12 protein-coding genes are annotated in these 13,219 nt (G+C 67.0%); 6 read left to right on the top strand and 6 right to left on the bottom strand.

Going from position 1 to position 13,219, the window contains the following annotated elements; translation table 11 throughout:
- The first annotated feature begins 93 nt into the window (after positions 1 to 93).
- From OHA70_RS03275 to OHA70_RS03265, 3 genes are all read left to right on the top strand, one after another.
- On the top strand, positions 94 to 702 hold the full coding sequence (locus OHA70_RS03275) for a hypothetical protein (protein ID WP_328328342.1): 609 nt from the start codon (positions 94 to 96) through the stop codon (positions 700 to 702).
- 132 nt (positions 703 to 834) lie between these two features.
- On the top strand, positions 835 to 1,653 hold the full coding sequence (locus OHA70_RS03270; protein ID WP_328328340.1) for a Bax inhibitor-1/YccA family protein: 819 nt from the start codon (positions 835 to 837) through the stop codon (positions 1,651 to 1,653).
- Positions 1,654 to 1,755: 102 nt separating this feature from the next.
- On the top strand, positions 1,756 to 2,193 hold the full coding sequence (locus OHA70_RS03265; RefSeq protein ID WP_328328338.1) for a VOC family protein: 438 nt from the start codon (positions 1,756 to 1,758) through the stop codon (positions 2,191 to 2,193).
- An 87-nt stretch (positions 2,194 to 2,280) separates the two neighbouring features.
- Here the strand turns inward: OHA70_RS03265 and OHA70_RS03260 are convergent, their stop codons facing one another.
- Together OHA70_RS03260 and OHA70_RS03255 are read right to left on the bottom strand one after the other, a co-directional pair.
- Positions 2,281 to 2,529, bottom strand: a complete 249-nt coding sequence (locus OHA70_RS03260) for a DUF4287 domain-containing protein (protein ID WP_328328336.1) — start codon at positions 2,527 to 2,529, stop codon at positions 2,281 to 2,283.
- A gap of 88 nt (positions 2,530 to 2,617) precedes the next feature.
- Positions 2,618 to 3,646, bottom strand: a complete 1,029-nt coding sequence (locus OHA70_RS03255; protein ID WP_328328334.1) for an SGNH/GDSL hydrolase family protein — start codon at positions 3,644 to 3,646, stop codon at positions 2,618 to 2,620.
- A gap of 76 nt (positions 3,647 to 3,722) precedes the next feature.
- Here OHA70_RS03255 and OHA70_RS03250 point away from each other — a divergent pair, with 76 nt between their 5' ends.
- Positions 3,723 to 5,096, top strand: a complete 1,374-nt coding sequence (locus tag OHA70_RS03250) for a cystathionine beta-synthase (protein WP_328328332.1) — start codon at positions 3,723 to 3,725, stop codon at positions 5,094 to 5,096.
- A gap of 836 nt (positions 5,097 to 5,932) precedes the next feature.
- On the opposite strand, the gene OHA70_RS03245 is transcribed toward OHA70_RS03250, so the two are convergent.
- Positions 5,933 to 7,414, bottom strand: coding sequence for a flavin-containing monooxygenase (locus OHA70_RS03245; protein WP_328328330.1), 1,482 nt, complete (start codon positions 7,412 to 7,414; stop codon positions 5,933 to 5,935).
- 33 nt (positions 7,415 to 7,447) lie between these two features.
- On the bottom strand, positions 7,448 to 8,689 hold the full coding sequence (locus OHA70_RS03240) for a lactate racemase domain-containing protein (RefSeq protein ID WP_328328328.1): 1,242 nt from the start codon (positions 8,687 to 8,689) through the stop codon (positions 7,448 to 7,450).
- Positions 8,690 to 8,883: 194 nt separating this feature from the next.
- On the opposite strand from OHA70_RS03240, the gene OHA70_RS03235 reads away from it, so the two are divergent.
- Positions 8,884 to 10,272, top strand: coding sequence for an FAD-binding oxidoreductase (locus tag OHA70_RS03235; RefSeq protein ID WP_328328326.1), 1,389 nt, complete (start codon positions 8,884 to 8,886; stop codon positions 10,270 to 10,272).
- Positions 10,273 to 10,276: 4 nt separating this feature from the next.
- On the opposite strand, the gene OHA70_RS03230 is transcribed toward OHA70_RS03235, so the two are convergent.
- Positions 10,277 to 11,281, bottom strand: a complete 1,005-nt coding sequence (locus tag OHA70_RS03230) for a hypothetical protein (RefSeq protein ID WP_328328324.1) — start codon at positions 11,279 to 11,281, stop codon at positions 10,277 to 10,279.
- A 99-nt stretch (positions 11,282 to 11,380) separates the two neighbouring features.
- Here OHA70_RS03230 and OHA70_RS03225 point away from each other — a divergent pair, with 99 nt between their 5' ends.
- Positions 11,381 to 12,457, top strand: a complete 1,077-nt coding sequence (locus tag OHA70_RS03225; protein WP_328328322.1) for a LacI family DNA-binding transcriptional regulator — start codon at positions 11,381 to 11,383, stop codon at positions 12,455 to 12,457.
- Here the strand turns inward: OHA70_RS03225 and OHA70_RS03220 are convergent.
- On the bottom strand, positions 12,365 to 13,180 hold the full coding sequence (locus OHA70_RS03220; protein WP_328328320.1) for a hypothetical protein: 816 nt from the start codon (positions 13,178 to 13,180) through the stop codon (positions 12,365 to 12,367). The genes OHA70_RS03225 and OHA70_RS03220 overlap by 93 nt on opposite strands.
- Between the last annotated feature and the right edge of the window lie 39 nt (positions 13,181 to 13,219).

The following is a 13,219-nucleotide window of genomic DNA, read 5'->3' as shown; positions in this document are numbered from 1 at the left end:
CGCCGTACCGCGCTCGGCCCGGTACGCCGGTACGCCGGTACGCCCAGCCCAACCCACTAGCCCCGACTGGCCGCCGTACGCCATCATGCGCGGGTGAATGAGCAAGAGATGTTCCTCCGCGTGGGGGAGTGGGCCGGACGCATCGGCTACCCGATGCCGACGATCAACTGGGTCGAAGGCGTGGTCGGCGAGGACTGCATCCGGCTGCAGGAGAACAGCCAGGGGGTCGCCACCCTCACGGTGCACGACCATGTGAACGAGTTCTCTACGGAGGAAGAGCAGGAACTGGTCATCGTGCAGGGGCTCGTGCAGGCGAGGCTCGGACCGGCGCGCGGGCGTCGGCGGCTCAAGGTGGCGATGACGGCCCTCAGTGGTGTCGTGGGACTCCTCGCTATCCTGCTCGCCGGCCAGTTCGTCGAGAACCACTGGCTGGCCCTGCTGCTGGCATTGGCCTGCGCTTATGTGGTCATGGTGCCTGTCCAGGTGCTGATGAACTTCCTCTGGTGCCGCTGGATGAGCCGGCGGGCGGACGCGGCGTTCGTCGAGGTGGTCGGAAGGGAGCGCGTGGTGGCTTGGCTGAAGCTGCACGCGGCCAACCGGCCGGTGCAGTTCCGTGCCCGGATCCGGTGGGTGCTGCTCGGAGCGCCGCCGTTGGCGGCTGAGCGGCTGCGGATGCTGGGGGAGAAGCCTGTTACCGCGTGAACGGTTGGGTTGTGCAACCTGTTCAGGAGGAGGCGATATCGCTTGGGGAACACCTGGATGATCCTCAGGCGTTGTTAAGGGTGGGCCCGTAGTATCTCGTTACGACCCACAGTGGGTTATCAGGAGGATGACATGCAGAGCAGTAACCCGGTCCTGAACCGGTCGAGTGCGTTTGCGCCTGGCCAAGGCCAGGCTTATCCCGGTGCCGCTCCGTACGGTCAGCCGGGCCAATACGGCGGGCCCGGAGTGCCGGGACAGCAGTACCAAGGAGCCCCCGCCAACAGCCGTCCGATGACGTTGGACGACGTCATCGTCAAGACCAGCATCACGCTGGGTGTCGTCATCGCCGGTGCCGCAGTGGCCTGGAACGTGATTCCGGACCGGCTGGTATCACCGGTGTTCATCGCGTCGGCGCTGCTCGGCTTCGCGCTCGCGATGGTGCTGTCGTTCTCGCGCCGGATCAACCCGGCGCTGGTGCTCGCCTACGCCGCGGTCGAGGGCGCGTTCCTCGGGATCTTCAGCAAGTTCATCGCCGGCTACGTCGGTAGCTCCGATGTCATCGTGCAAGCCGTCCTGGCGACCATGGTGACGTTCGCGCTGACGCTGGCGACGTACAAGTACTTCGCGATCAAGGTGACGCCGCGCTTCACCAAGATGGTCGTCATCGGCACGATGGCCTTCGCCGGTGTGCTGCTGATCAACTTCGTGGCCAGCCTGTTCGGCTTCCACACCGGTATCGGCGGGTTCGGCGCGATGGGCCTGCTGTTCGCCGTACTGGGCGTCGGCCTGGCGGTGTTCAACCTGATCCTCGACTTCGACATGGTCGAGCAGGGTGTCCGCGCCGGAGCCCCGCAGCAAGAGGCCTGGCGGGCCGCGTTCGGCCTGACCGTCACGCTGGTCTGGCTGTACATCAACCTGCTGCGGATCCTCGCGATTCTCCGCGGCAACTAGCGAATAGCTCGACAGACAGCGAGGCCCGGTTCCTTCAGGTGGAGGAGCCGGGCCTTCGTCATGCCCACGGAAACTGTCGGCGGACCCTGCGAGTGTGGGCAGATGACAACTCGCTGGACGATGACGATCGACTGCGGCGACCCGGCTCTGGTCGCGCGGTTCTGGATCACAGCTCTCGGGTACGTCGAAGCCGATCCGCCCCGGGGATGGGACACCTGGGAGAGCTGGCTGGTCGACCAGGGCGTGCCCGAGGACGAGTGGAACGACGGTGCGAGCCTGTCCGACCCGGACGGCGTACTGCCGTCCATCTCGTTCCTGAAGGTGCCTGAGGCCCGTACTGCGAAGAACCGGCTGCACCTGGATCTCCAGGTCAGCGGCGGCCGCGACATCCCTTCAGATGCTCGCGAAACGGCGATCAGACAGAAGGTCGCGCAACTGGTCGACGCCGGTGCGACCGTGGTCCATGAGGTCGCGCAGAACGGCGTACTGGATCACTTCTGGATGGCCGACCCCGAAGGCAACGACTTCTGCGTTGTTTGAAGCAAACAGTCGCTGAAGGCAACGAAGACCTGCCCCTCCACCTGAAAGGGCAGGTCTTCGGCTAAATTCAGTCTCCTGTTCGGCTCGTCAGCCCATTCGCCTGTGCGCTTTGGCGAGGTCGTACTCATGGACGATGGCTGTGGCGTGCCCGTGTGCGAGGGCGTACTCGCTGGAAAGCCATCTCACCCTGTCGTCGAAGCGCAGGAACGACGGTCCGTCGTTCATCAACCTGAACCACTCGGCCATCTCACGTCCAGTGCACCTGGGCACCTTCTCCACCAGACGTTGGTGCGTCTCCTCGGAGTGGTTCAAGCCCATCTTCGCCTCCCGTTTCATCCGGGGTATCGCGTAGTCATTCGACTGTGCATCAGGAAGACGTTGCGTGCAAGCCCTTCTTCATGAAAGTCAACGCTCAGCGGACGCTCTATTTCCCAACGGGTACGGCGTCCGCGGTCCCATCGGCGGCCACTTCGACCCGCTCGACCTCGACCTTGGGATGGCGGCGGCGGTGCCGGAGTTCGGCCCAGCGACCGCGCGGGCCGCGTTCGTGGCCGGCCACCTCAGTGGCCGCGACCTCGGTACCAGCGGTCCGGGCAGCCTGTACCGCGGCCTCCGCGATCGGCAGCACCGCCTCGCCCCGGAACGGCTCCGGATAGATGTACGACTCGGGGCCGATCCCCATCGCGGCGGCCACCGACGGCAGCAACGCGGCCGACGCAGCGGCGTACCCGGTGACGGAGGGGTGGAAGTTGTCCGGGCCCCACATCGACGGATTGGTCCGGAAGGCCTCGCTCAGCAAGGAGCCCATCGACACCGTGCGGCCACCGGCCTCGACCACGCAGATGGTCTGCGCGGCGGCGAGGCGTTGACTCCACGAGCGGGCGACCTGGCGCAACGGCGGCATGATCGGCCGGACGACGCCGAGGTCCGGGCAGGTACCCACGACGACCTCGCAGTTGGCGGCGCGCAGCCGGCGTACGGCGGAGTCGAGCAGCCGGACCGAGGTTGACGGCGGCACCTGAGCCTTCACGTCGTTGACGCCGATCAGGATCGCGGCCACGTGCGGGCCGGCGAGCAGGGCGTTGTCGACCTGGCCGGCCAGGTCGACGGACTTGGCCCCCGTTCGCGACACGTCGACGAGCCGGACCGGACGCTTCGCCAGCTCGGCGAGACCGCAGGCGAGCAGTACGCCGGGAGTCTCGTCGGGCGAGGAAGTACCGTATCCGGCTGCACTGGAGTCGCCGATCATCGCGAGCGTGATCGGACGACCTGGGTACCGACCGTACAGGCCGTCGCCCTTGGCCGGGTGCGCCTTCATCGGACCGATGACGCGCTTGGCGTACCGCGCTTCCGCGGTCAGTACGCCGTACAGCGTCGCACCGATCAGTCCGAGTCCCCCGCCCCCGAAGGCTGCGGCCTGGGCCAGTTTCTTGGCAGCCCGGGCTTTTGTCATACGACCAGGATTACACGCTGTGACGCCCACGCAAGTGAAATAGGGGAACGCCACGCACGTCTCGTACAGTGAGATCGTGCGCTACTCAGAATCTCTCCTGGACCTGGTCGGTAACACGCCGCTCGTGCGGCTTTCGAAGACCACCGACGGTGCTCGGCCGTTGGTGCTCGCGAAGGTCGAGTACTTCAACCCGGGCGGGTCCGTGAAGGACCGGATCGCCGTCCGGATGATCGAGGCGGCCGAGGCCTCCGGCGAGCTCAAGCCGGGCGGCACGATCGTCGAGCCGACCTCGGGCAACACCGGCGTCGGGCTGGCGATGGTTGCCCAGGCCAAGGGCTACAAGTGCGTCTTCGTCTGCCCGGACAAGGTCAGCGAGGACAAGCGCAACGTGCTCAAGGCGTACGGCGCCGAGGTGGTGGTCTGCCCGACCGCGGTCGCGCCGGAGCACCCTGACTCCTACTACAACGTCTCCGACCGGCTGGTCCGCGAGATCGAGGGCGCCTGGAAGCCGAACCAGTACGCGAACGTGAACAACCCGATCTCGCACTACGAGTCGACCGGTCCTGAGCTCTGGGAGCAGACCGAGGGCAAGATCACCCACTTCGTGGCGGGCGTCGGTACCGGCGGCACGATCAGCGGCACCGGGAAGTACCTGAAGGAGGTCTCCGGCGGGCGCGTGCAGATCATCGGCGCTGACCCGGAGGGTTCTGTGTACTCCGGTGGGTCCGGCCGGCCGTACCTGGTCGAGGGTGTCGGCGAGGACTTCTGGCCGGAGACGTACGACCGGAACATCTGCGACCGGATCATCGAGGTGTCGGACGCCGATTCTTTCGCGGTGACGCGGCGGCTGGCGCGCGAAGAGGCGATGCTCGTCGGCGGGTCCGCTGGGATGGCGGCCGCGGCGGCGATCCGGCTGGCGAAGGAGCTCGACGACCCGGACGCGGTCATCGTGGTGCTGCTGCCGGATGGCGGGCGTGGGTATCTGACCAAGGTGTTCAACGACGAGTGGCTGGCACAGTACGGGTTCCTGGCGCACGAGCGGCAGGGGGCGACGCTGCGCGAGGTGCTCGCGCGCAAGGACGGCAGCCTGCCGCCGCTGGTCCACACGCACCCGCACGAGACGATCGCCGAGGCGGTCGAGATCCTGCGTGAGTACGGCGTCTCCCAGATGCCGGTGGTGCGGGCTGAGCCGCCGATCATGGCGGCCGAGGTGGCTGGTTCGGTGTCGGAGCGGACGCTGATGGACGCCCTGTACTCCGGGAAGGCGCGGCTCGCGGACATCGTCGAGCTGCACATGGACGCGGCGCTGCCGTCGCTGGGTGCCGGCGAATCGGTTACCCAGGCGGTCGAACTGCTGGAGGGCCGGGACGCCCTGATGGTGCTGGACGACGGGAAGCCGGTGGGCGTGCTCACCCGGCAGGACCTGCTCGGTCACCTGTCCGTCAGCTGACTCCTATCTGTCCACGACCGTGGGAACGATGGCGATCAGGACCGTGAGCAAGATGCCGAGCACGATCGCTGCTGACCCGAGTATCTGAAGAATTTCCATACCTCAAGAATCCTTCGGAAACTTGTTCTGCCCATCGGTCTCCGGGCCCGTCTTGTGCTCCACCTGAGGTAGCAGAACCCCTTATATCCCTCATACTTCTGTTGCCCCAAGCAATAAACAGAACCACCGACGCCGGCCGCCCCCTACGGGGACGGCCGGCGTCGGCGTTTCTGGTAGTGCGAAGTAGTACGCAGCCCGAGAGATGGAGAGCGAGCTAGCGCTGGCGCTGCGCGCCAGCAGCTGCTCGTGAGCTGTCGCGCACCCGCTCTGCCGCAGCAGCTGGTTGTCCGGCATCTCGCGCGCTGGCTCTGTTGTCGCGCAGCCGGCGCCGCGGACCACGCTGGGCGTGGTTGATCGCGGCGCCGGTGTACTACTAATGCTCCACGGCCGATGAACCCCCCGAGGTTCTTCGGGTGGGGCGGCCGCACTCGAGCGCTCGGTGGCTGGTGGCGCCTGGGCCGGCTACCGGGGCGTGGGGGTTTGGGTGGAAGCGCGCCCGGCTCGAGTGCGGGGACTGATTCAGCGGTCTACGACCGTGGGGATGATGGCGATCAGGGCGGTGATCACGACACCGCCGACGATGACGACTGTGCTGAGGATCTGGAGGAGGTTCATGGTTCTAGAGTCCTCCGGAAACGAGGGGAAAGCGTCGGTCCAAAGACCTGTCTTCGTCTCCGCCTATAGTCGTACGCCGACCCTGACCGTCTCCTACTCCAGTAGTCCGGGGCGCCTCAGGGTCAGTGGGTGATGACGTAGTCAGCCGGGTTCAGGCGGCGGGTGCGGCGCCAGTACGTGAGGGTGAAATCCGGCCAGATGGTGGAGTTGCGGCCCTGGGCGTCCAGGTACCAGCTGGTGCAGCCGCCCTGCCAGACGCTGCCGTCGAGGTCGTGCTGGACATCGGTGACGAACCGTTCCTGGACGTCCTCACGCACCTCGACCGCGGTGGCGTTGCGCCGGCGCAGCAGATCGAGCGCCTGCATCACGTACCGGACCTGTGCCTCGATCATGAACACCATCGACGAGTGCCCGAGCGCCGTGTTCGGCCCGACGAGCAGGAACAGGTTCGGGTAGCCGGCCACCGTGATGCCCAGGTGCGCGCCGATCCCGTTCTGCTTCCACGCGTCGGCCAGTTCGACCCCGTCCCGCCCGAGGATGCCGATCCGGGTCAGGTTCCCGGACACCTCGAACCCGGTCCCGTACACGATCGTGTCGCACTCCCGCTCGACCCCGTCCGCGGTGACCACGCCGGTCGGCGTCACCCGCGCGATCCCGTCCGTGACGACCTCGACATTGTCTCGAGCCAGCGCCGGATAGTAGTCATTCGAAATGAGGACCCGCTTGCAGCCGATCTGGTAATCGGGCGTCAGCTTCTCCCGGAGTACCGGATCAGTGACCTGTTTGTGGAGCTGCCGCTTGGCCTGCAGCTCGAGCCCCTTCATCAGGCGAGGGTTGCCCGCGAAGCCGAGCCCGCGCGCCTCCAGCCCCCAGAAGATGATGTCGCGGATCGCCCGCTGCCCGGCCGGGAACCGTGCATGCAGCGACCGCTCCAGCGAACCGATCGCGCGGTCCGGCTTGGACGTGATCCACGGCGGCGTCCGCTGGTACAGATCGACCTGCGCCGCCTGCTCGGCAACGCGAGGGACGAACTGGATCGCCGAGGCGCCCGTCCCGATAACCGCCACCCGCTTGCCGGTCAGGTCGTGCTCGTGCTCCCACTGCGACGAGTGAAAAGCCTTACCAGTAAAGGAATCGAGGCCGGCGATGTCAGGGAACTTGGGCTTGTGCAGGTTGCCCACCCCGCTCACCAGCGCCTGCGTCTCGAGCGTCTCGGTGCCGTTGATCGTGACGGTCCAGTGCCCGGTCGTTTCGTCGTACGCCGCTTCGGTGACGTCCGAGCCGTACCGGATATTGTCCGCGATCCCGTACTTCGCGGCGCAGTGCTCCAGGTAGGCCAGGATCTCGTCCCAGGGCGCGAACATCCTCGTCCAGCGCGGATTCTGCTCGAACGAGAAGGAGTACAGGTACGACGGTACGTCGCAGGCGCAGCCCGGATACGTGTTGTCGCGCCAGGTGCCGCCGAGGCGATCGGCCTGCTCGAGGATGACGAAGTTCTCGCAGCCGGCCTGGCGGAGCTTGATCGCCATGCAGATCCCGGCGAACCCGGACCCGACGATGGCGACCTCGACCCGGCCCTGTCCTGATCCAGCCTCAGCAGTCATACCAGCGAAGGTTACCCGTCAGTCAGGTCCGTGTCAGCGGAGTCGATGCAGGATCTCGCCGGCGTTCGGGATGACCAGGGTCTCCGGGTCGTTCTCGTACTGCGAAAGCTCGAACCCCGCCGGATCCAGGTACCCGAGATTGGCGCCCCGGACGACGTCCTCCGGTATGCCCGTCGCCAGCGTGACGTCGACCCGGCAGCGCTCGCCGTTGACCGGATCCCAGGTCCCCGCACCCCGGAGATGGGTCGAGTGCGCGAGTACACCCCAATGCATCGAGCGGAACGAATCCCACTGGCCGAGGAAGTAGTCGCGGCAGTGGTAACCGATCTGCTCGATCTCCGGATGCATCGCGGCCAACCGGGTCACGTGGGGCGCGTAGAGGATGACCTCGCCGCCATCGGCCACGATCGGCTCGACCTTGTAGAAGCCCTTGGCCGCGGTCCAGATGTCCTGATAGCGCGACGGCATCAGCGAGACGACCCGGCGTACCGGCCGGTCGAGGTAGCGGACGTGGGTCTGCGCGGAGACGGCGGCTGCAGCTTGCCAGGAGGATGCGGTATCGCCGAAAGCCACCGCATGCAGGCCGTTCGTACCGGATTGGGCGACGACGCTGATCGCGAGCTTGTCGGCCGGGATGAGTGCGGCGGCCTCGTCGATCAGCGCGCGGACCGGGGTGATGCCCGGCGTACCGATGATGCCGGCGCTGGTGATCAGCGCGCCGAGCCAGTGCGAGAGGTCGATGACCTCCTGCCCGGCGACGCCCGGAAAGAAGTACTTGTTGCCGCCGGAGAAGCCGACCACCTCGTGCGGGAAGACCGGGCCGACGACGAGGGCGACGTCATGCTCGACGACCGCGCGGTTGAGCCGGACCGGGACGGCTTCGTGCAGCAGGCCGCCGGAGATCTCACCGACCTTGTCCGCGCTGATCGTGCCGAGGTCGGCGAACGTCTCGTCCTTCCACCATTCGTGGTTGAGTACGTCGTACTCGCCGCCGAGGTGGGTCGTCAGCTCCTCGGCGGACATCTCGGCATGGGTGCCGAGGGCAACGAGCACGGTCAGCCGGGAGACCTTGCCGGTCAAGGCGCCGTGGACCGCCTTCAGCAGGAGCGGCAGCGGGCAGCTCCGGGTGGCGTCCGGGACGATGACGCAGACGCTCCGGCCGTCGAGACCCGCACCGGCCAGCTGCTCGTGGATGAAGGCGGTGACGTCGGCATCGGAGAGGACCTGCCCGGGTCCACCCAGTACTGCGGCGGTCTGCGCGTCGGTGACGGTCATCTGCCAATCCTATCGGCAAGCGATTACCGAGGGCGTGGTGCGGCTTTGGGTGCCGACCGTAGCCGGGTGGAAACCCTTGGTAGACAAGGGATTCGCGTCAGCTTTCGGTAAGCGGCGAAGCGTTGACCGGCCCGGTGAGCGGGCGCAGCATCGGGGTGTCAACTGGGGAGCAGCTGAGCAAGGGGGGAGTTCCCATGTCCGACACGATGGCGCGTTCGCCTGGATCTCATCGGGGGCGGCCGGACGGGTTCGGGGGAGAGGTGATCCGGCCTGGCGATCCGGCCTACGACGGAGCCAGGTCGGTGTTCAACGCGATGATCGACAAGCGGCCGGGGGTGATCGCGCAGTGCGAGTCGGCGGCCGACGTCGCCGCGGCGGTGCGGTACGGGGTCTCGGAGGGGCTGGAGATCGCGGTACGAGGGGGAGGCCACAGCGTTGCCGGCGCGGGGGTGACGGAGGGCGGCATCGTCGTCGACCTGCGCAAGATGCGGTCCGTACAGGTCGATCCGGAGGCGAAGCTCGCTCGGGTTGCCGGCGGTGCGACCTGGGCGGATGTCGATGGCGCCTGTCAGCAGTACTGGCTGGCGACGACCGGCGGCCGGGTTTCGACAACGGGGGTGGCCGGGCTGACGCTGGGGGGCGGGTCCGGATGGTTGGAGCGCAAGTTCGGGTTGGCCTGCGACAGTCTGGTGTCGGCGGAGCTGATCACCGCGGACGGTCAGTTGGTGATCGCCGACGAGACCAAGAACACCGAGCTGTTCTGGGCGCTGCACGGTGGCGGCGGCAACTTCGGGGTGGCGACGTCGCTGACGTTCAAGCTGCGGCCGCTGACCTCGATGACGCTGGCGATGCTGTTCTGGCCGGCTGATGCCGGGCCGGAGGTGATCCGCCGGTACCGCGATCTGATCGAGGCGGGGGTACCGGACGAGCTGGGCGGTGGGGTCATTTACCTCACCGGGCCGCCGGAGGACTTCGTTCCGGTACATCTGCAGGGCGAGCGGTTGGTCGGCGCGGCCGCGTTCTATGCCGGGACCGAGGAGGAGACGCGGGCTGTCTTCCAGCCGATGATGGACCTGTCGCCTGAGGGAGTGATGATCGCGGAGATGCCGTACTCGGCGATCCAGTCGGCTCTGGATGATCCGCCGGGGTTCCGGAACTACTGGTCGGCGGAGCATTTGAGTGAGCTCCCCGACGAGGCGATCGGCGCGTTCGCCGGGGCTGCGGCCGGCATGCTGCATCCGTCGCCTTCGCAGCAGATCCTGGTGCCGTGGGGCGGTGCGGTCGCGCGCGATGCCGGCAAGTGGCCGTTGCCACACCGGAGTGCTGCTTGGGTGGTCCATCCGTTCGGGCTGTGGGCCGATGCTGCTGATGACCAGCGGGGGATCGAGTGGGCGCGGAACGTCTGCACCGAGATGAAGCCGTGGTCGACGGGTGCGGTCTACCTGAACTTCATCGGTGACGAGGGTGCTGATCGAGTCATGGCCGGGTACGGGCGGGAGAACTATGACCGGCTTGCCCGGGTCAAGGCGGAGTTCGACCCGGGCAACGTGTTCCATCTGAATCAGAACATCAAGCCTGGTTAGTGGTTCAGACGGCTTTGGCGATGGCGATGGAGCCGGCGAGGCGTTCGCCGGCTTCGTAGATCATGTACTCCACGCCGTTGTCCGAGCCGAACGCGGGCGCCGCGCACCGGCCGTTGTCCGGTGCGCCGGCGAGCGGTGCGTGGAAGACGCCGAGGTGGTTGCGCTTGTCGAAGTTGGTGCCCACCTCGGTGATCCGCATCGAGCCGCCGGCCTCGATGTTCGTGTGGTAGATGACGTACGTCGAACCGTTGCGCTCGGCAATCGCCGGGGCGCCGATGTTGGTCGCGCCGACGTCCTGCGGGTTGATCAGCGGCGTCTGCGAGAAGGACCAGTTGCGGGCGTCGGACGACCAGCCCCAGCCGATCGAGCGACGGTTCGCGGTGGTGTTGATCATGAAGACCATCACGTACCTGGCATTCTTCGACGGGAGGTCGTGGCGGAAGACTCGCGCGTACGAGGTTTCCGTCGTACCGGCTGGGAGCATCGAGGTGGAGAGCACGACTTTGTCGTAGGTGAAGTGGATGCCGTCGGTCGAGCGGGCCAGGCGGGTGGTGGTGTTCTCGCCGTGGAAGTACATCCACATCTCGTTGACGTCGTCGTTCCACAGTGCGTGGGGTGAGGAGACGTGCGAGACGTTGTAGTACGGCGACCAGGTGCGGGCGATGATCGGATTGCTCTGGTACTCCGTATAGGGGCCGCCTAGCGAGTTGGAGTACGCGAGGCAGAGGCCGCCGGGGGCGTCGTGCGGGGCGTAGTACAGGTAGAAGCGGCCGAGGGCGTTGCTGATCCGGCCGACGGTGCCGCGGACGCTGGGGAAGATCAGCTCGCCGGTGGGGTTGTAGCGCAGGTTGGCCTTGGTGAACGCGACTCTTGTGTAGCTGTAGTTGGGGAATCCACCGGGCGCGGCCTGGGCGGAGGTGGTCAGCGGTACTCCGGCCGCGAGGCCGAGCCCGAGACCGGCGGTGCCGCGGAGTAGGGTCCGGCGGCTGACGGGAGGTAGGTTCGTCATCCTTGATTCCTCACACTGTCGGGGGCGGTTGCTGCCGAGTGTGAGATTCTTCTGTTCGGTCCGTCAATAAGCTAATCCGTATTAGCTAAGGTGATGTCTATGGCAAGGGCGCCGCGTCAGGCGGATATCGCCGCCGCTGCGGGGGTTTCGCAGACGACGGTTTCGCTGATCCTGTCCGGGAACACCGACGGCATGCGGCTGGCCGAATCGACCCGGCAACGGGTGCTGAAGGCGGCTGAGACGCTTGGCTATGTGCCGGATCCGGTTGCGACGCGGCTGGCGTCGGCGCGTAATCACATGATCGGGGTGTACACGTTCGCATCCGCGTTCCCGACCGCGGTGGACGGCTTCTACTACCCGATCCTGGCCGGCATCGAGGAGGAAGCAGCCGCCCTAGGCCAAGACCTAATCCTCTTCACCGGCACCGGCGGTCTCGATGCGCGGGAGCCCGGCGACCCGGACGCGGCCGGCGGTGCCGAGAGGCGGGCGGATGACAAGCTCGCGATCCGGCGTACCAGGATCGCCGACGGCTGCCTGTTCTTCGGCCGGTATGTACCCGAGGAGCCGATCGATTGGCTGCTCGGCGGCGGCTTCCCCCTCGTCTACATCGGCCGGCGCGACGAGCTGGCCGGCCGGATCCCGTACGTAGGCGTGGACTACGTCGCCGCCTCCGCCGCCGTCATCGACCGCCTGGTCGCGGCCGGCCACCGCGAGATCCGCTACCTGCGCTCCGTCGATGACGCCCTCTCCTCTACCGACCGCGAACAAGGCGTCCTCACCGCAGCCCAAGCCGCACGGTTGCCGGTACGCCGAATCGTCGTACGCGCCGCCGACGCCGAGGTCCGCGGTCTCGTCGAGCGCTGGCGAGGCGAGGGCGTGACAGCCGTCGTCGTCGAGGAGACCGACACGGGCTCACTCTCAGCCGCCCTACTCGACGCCCTCCACGACATCCGAATCCCAGACGACCTCTCCATCGCCGTCCTCGGCCAACCCGCCGGCCACCCGAACCTGAGCGGCTTCGAAGTCCCCCGCCACAACCTCGGCCGCCAAGCGGTGCGCCTGCTAGTCGACCAGATCACGTCGTCAAGTACGAGGTCCCCAGAGCAAATCCTCCTCGACTGCATTCCGATCCCCGGCTCCACGATTGCGAGACCACTGGAGGGTGGTCACAAGTAGATAGGTGATGGCGCCGACCGGGGCTACCCAGATTCGGTAGAAGGGGAAGTTGCCGGAGGCGACTGTGACGACGAAGACGGTGGCGAGGGTGGTGCAGCCGGCGACCGCGCCTCGGCGGTGGGAGTCGCGGGCTGTGCTGGGGAGGGGGCCTTGTTCGCGGTCGATGGCGGCTGCTACTGCGGAGAGGGCGGCGGTGGCGGTGAGCGCGACGATCAGCATGCCGGGTGGGCCGCCCATGAAGGCTGCGAAGACGTTGGCGCCGGCGAAGAGGGCGACGATCAGGAGGGTCAGGAAGGCGCCGATTCCGAGGTGACGGAGTTTGCGGCGGCGGAGGTCGACGGCTTCCGCGGACCGGACCGTCCCGGCGGGGTCGGTCAGGCGGCGGATGATCAAGTACAGGCCGAAGAGGGTCAGGGCCGCCGTCAGGGCGAATACGATCGTCAGGACTGTTGAGCGGGTCGGCGAGATGAACTGGTGGACCTGGCCATCGCCGAAGTCGCAGGTCGCGTGCGGGGGAAGCCAGTCGCTGGTGATGTGCAGGCCGTTGCCCTGGGCGAGGGGGAAGGCCTGTTCGCACTCGCGATCGGGTTCGTACCAGCTCGGCATCGACGCCGAGACCGCCATGCTCCACCCGAGCATCGACACCAGCCCGAGCGCGAGCACACTGCCGGCCCTTCGCTTGACGAAGGTGATGACGCCTTCACTGCCAGTACTTCGCCTCACCTGATCCACTCGCCCACCCTCTCATCAGTTCGGATCTAC

Origin of the sequence: Kribbella sp. NBC_00382 (genome assembly GCF_036067295.1) — a bacterium.
Taxonomy (GTDB): domain Bacteria; phylum Actinomycetota; class Actinomycetes; order Propionibacteriales; family Kribbellaceae; genus Kribbella.
Note: the sequence above shows the minus strand (reverse complement) of the source record. Positions and strands in the feature narration are given on the sequence as shown.

What these genes read in the sequence shown, in the direction of transcription:
- OHA70_RS03270 (WP_328328340.1), top strand. Translation starts at nt 835, where the DNA reads ATGCAGAGCAGTAACCCGGTCCTGAACCGGTCGAGTGCGTTTGCGCCT.
- OHA70_RS03265 (WP_328328338.1), top strand. Translation starts at nt 1,756, where the DNA reads ATGACAACTCGCTGGACGATGACGATCGACTGCGGCGACCCGGCTCTG.
- OHA70_RS03260 (WP_328328336.1), bottom strand. Translation starts at nt 2,529, where the DNA reads ATGAAACGGGAGGCGAAGATGGGCTTGAACCACTCCGAGGAGACGCAC.
- OHA70_RS03255 (WP_328328334.1), bottom strand. Translation starts at nt 3,646, where the DNA reads ATGACAAAAGCCCGGGCTGCCAAGAAACTGGCCCAGGCCGCAGCCTTC.
- OHA70_RS03245 (WP_328328330.1), bottom strand. Translation starts at nt 7,414, where the DNA reads ATGACTGCTGAGGCTGGATCAGGACAGGGCCGGGTCGAGGTCGCCATC.
- OHA70_RS03240 (WP_328328328.1), bottom strand. Translation starts at nt 8,689, where the DNA reads ATGACCGTCACCGACGCGCAGACCGCCGCAGTACTGGGTGGACCCGGG.
- OHA70_RS03235 (WP_328328326.1), top strand. Translation starts at nt 8,884, where the DNA reads ATGTCCGACACGATGGCGCGTTCGCCTGGATCTCATCGGGGGCGGCCG.
- OHA70_RS03230 (WP_328328324.1), bottom strand. Translation starts at nt 11,281, where the DNA reads ATGACGAACCTACCTCCCGTCAGCCGCCGGACCCTACTCCGCGGCACC.
- OHA70_RS03225 (WP_328328322.1), top strand. Translation starts at nt 11,381, where the DNA reads ATGGCAAGGGCGCCGCGTCAGGCGGATATCGCCGCCGCTGCGGGGGTT.